Raw genomic sequence first — 2,250 nt, 5'->3', positions numbered from 1 at the left:
GGCCTTGCGGGGGGACAAGGGTCAGACCTCCAGGAGGGTGTCGAAGGCAGGGGGCAGGTTCTTCCAGGCGTCGCGCCCGGCGGCGTACTCCTCGTCGGTCAGCAGGCAGGACTCCAGGACCTGTTCGAGGCCCTCGCGGTCCAGGCCCGGCGAGGTGAACACCAGGTGGTTGCAGCAGTCGCCGTGCTCCGGGTGCCAGTCCATGGCGGCGGCCGCGCGGCGCATCGGCGGGACCATCTCCCACGCGGCGTCCGGCAGTGAGGCGAGCCAGGGCCCGGCGCTCTCGACGCACAGCGCGCCGCCCGCCGCGTCCCAGCCGAGCAGCGTGTCCGGGTGGTCGGCGAGCCAGAACCGCCCCCGGCTGCGGGCGGCCGCGCAGGTCAGATCCTCCAGCGCCTGGTACAGCCGCTCGGGGTGGAAGGGCCGCTCCCGGTGCCATACGAAGGTGGAGACACCGCACGCGTCCGCCTCGGCCGGCAGCAGGGCGCAGGCCGGGTGCTGGGCCGCGGCGGCCGCCTCGACGTCGAAGCCCGCGAGCGCGGCGCCCGCCAAGTCGCCCTGTCCGATCAGGATCTGGCGTGCCGTCGGGTGGAGCTGGGCGAGCAGGGCGCGGTCCTCGTCGTCGGCCTCGGCGGAGTCCGCGACGGCAAGCACGGGAGCGTATTCGAGCTGGCGCGCCCAGGTGTCGGCGACGGTGCGCTGGTCGGTGGGGGCCGCGGCGAGGCCTGCCTCCATGAGGTCGTCGCCGTTGCCCAGGCAGGGCAGGAGCAGGGCGGGGTCGACGGCCGTGACCACGCCGGCGAGCGTGATGCCCTCGCCGCCGTGCGCGGCGATGACCTCGGCCATGGCCTTGGGCTCGACGGAGTCCCACAGCTCGACGACCGCGAGCCGGTGCAGGCCCGCGTCGGCGAGCCGCCGCAGCTCGGGCACCAGGTCCTCGCGGAGCGCGCAGCACGCGCAGTCGTTGACGAGGGGGGCCTCGCCGGAGGAGAGCGGGCCGGTGGCGTCGCGCACGGTGCGAACGACGGTGCCCCGCACGGCGGTCGACAGGTCGTGGTGGAGGGCGACGCTGCCGGGGACGGTGGCGAGGAGGTGGTCGACGGCCGCCTTGCGGGCGTCCGCGTGGAGGCCGCCGACGATCACGGTGTCCATGGGGCGGTCCATGGGGCGGTCCATCGGGCGCTCCATCAGCGCTTACCGAAGCGGCGCTCGAAGCGTTCGACGCGGCCGGCGGTGTCCATGACGCGTGCCGTTCCCGTGTAGAAGGGGTGGCTCGCGGACGAGACCTCGACGTCGATGACCGGGTAGGTGTTCCCGTCCTCCCACTCGACCGTCTTGGGGCTGGTGGCGGTCGACCGGGTGAGGAAGGCGAAGCCCGCGGCCTTGTCGCGGAAGACGACGGGGCCGTACGGGGGGTGGATGTCCTTGCGCATGGCGGTCAGCGCTCCTCTCGGAAGTCGACGTGGCGTCCGGCCTTCGGGTCGAACTTGCGCAGCGTGAGGCGGTCGGGGTCGTTGCGGCGGTTCTTGCGGGTCACGTACGTGTAGCCGGTTCCGGCTGTGGAGCGGAGCTTGATGATCGGGCGGAGTTCGTTGCGGGCCATGTGGCTAGTATATGAAAACGACTCCCGTTTTCAATTGCGGGGTCCTTCCATCGACCGAGAGGTGCGTCACCATGTCCGCCCACTGCCAGCTGACGGGCGCGAAGCCCGGCTTCGGCAACCAGATCTCCCACTCCCACCGGCGGACCTCCCGCCGCTTCGACCCCAACGTCCAGCGCAAGCGGTACTGGCTGCCGAGCGAGGGCCGGTACGTGCGGCTGCGGCTCAGCGCGAAGGGGATCAGGACCGTGGACTCCATCGGGGTCGAGGCGGCGGTCGCGCGGATCCGCGCGCGGGGCGGGAAGGTCTGAGCGATGGCGAAGAAGAGCAAGATCGCGAAGAACGAGCAGCGCCGGGAGATCGTCGCGCGGTACGCCGCGCGGCGGGCCGAGCTGAAGGAGATCATCCGCAGGCCCGGCACGGGGGAACCTGAACGGCTGGCGGCCCAGCGGGAGTTGGCGCGACAGCCGCGTGACGCGAGCGCTACGCGGGTGCGGAACCGGGACAGTGTGGATGGGCGGCCGCGGGGTTATGTGGGGGCGTTCGGACTGTCCCGGGTGAAGTTGCGGGAGCAGGCGCATGCGGGGTTCTTGCCGGGGGTGCGGAAGGCTTCCTGGTAGGTGGGGGTAGTTGGGGGGCCGTTGCGGTTG

Annotated in this window: 5 protein-coding genes; 2 read left to right on the top strand and 3 right to left on the bottom strand. The window is 72.4% G+C overall.

The features are described from left to right. Positions 1–21 precede the first annotated feature (21 nt). The 3 genes from GKQ77_RS31830 to rpmG are packed head-to-tail and all read right to left on the bottom strand — an operon-like array spanning position 22 to position 1,603. The gene (locus tag GKQ77_RS31830) at positions 22–1,176 is read right to left on the bottom strand and encodes a CobW family GTP-binding protein (protein WP_258022313.1); all 1,155 of its coding nucleotides are present in this window, start codon (positions 1,174–1,176) and stop codon (positions 22–24) included. A gap of 11 nt (positions 1,177–1,187) precedes the next feature. Beyond that, positions 1,188–1,433 carry a type B 50S ribosomal protein L31 gene (locus GKQ77_RS31825; RefSeq protein ID WP_219692587.1) on the bottom strand — a complete coding sequence of 82 codons (246 nt, stop codon included), beginning with the start codon at positions 1,431–1,433 and terminating at the stop codon, positions 1,188–1,190. Between the two features lie 5 nt (positions 1,434–1,438). Next, complete coding sequence (rpmG, locus tag GKQ77_RS31820) at positions 1,439–1,603, bottom strand: 50S ribosomal protein L33 (RefSeq protein WP_219692586.1); 165 nt, start codon at positions 1,601–1,603, stop codon at positions 1,439–1,441. A 71-nt stretch (positions 1,604–1,674) separates the two neighbouring features. Between rpmG and rpmB the strand changes: the two genes are divergently transcribed. Both rpmB and rpsN read left to right on the top strand, forming a co-directional pair. Continuing rightward, positions 1,675–1,911 (top strand): 50S ribosomal protein L28, encoded by a 237-nt coding sequence (rpmB, locus tag GKQ77_RS31815; RefSeq protein ID WP_219692585.1) that lies wholly within the window; start codon positions 1,675–1,677, stop codon positions 1,909–1,911. Between the two features lie 3 nt (positions 1,912–1,914). After that, positions 1,915–2,220: a 30S ribosomal protein S14 gene (gene rpsN / locus GKQ77_RS31810; protein ID WP_219692584.1), complete on the top strand. Its 306-nt coding sequence runs from the start codon at positions 1,915–1,917 to the stop codon at positions 2,218–2,220. Positions 2,221–2,250 lie beyond the last annotated feature (30 nt).

It is taken from the genome of Streptomyces anatolicus, from assembly GCF_019400875.1.
In the GTDB taxonomy this organism is placed as follows: Bacteria; Actinomycetota; Actinomycetes; order Streptomycetales; family Streptomycetaceae; genus Streptomyces; species Streptomyces anatolicus.
Note: the sequence above shows the minus strand (reverse complement) of the source record. Positions and strands in the feature narration are given on the sequence as shown.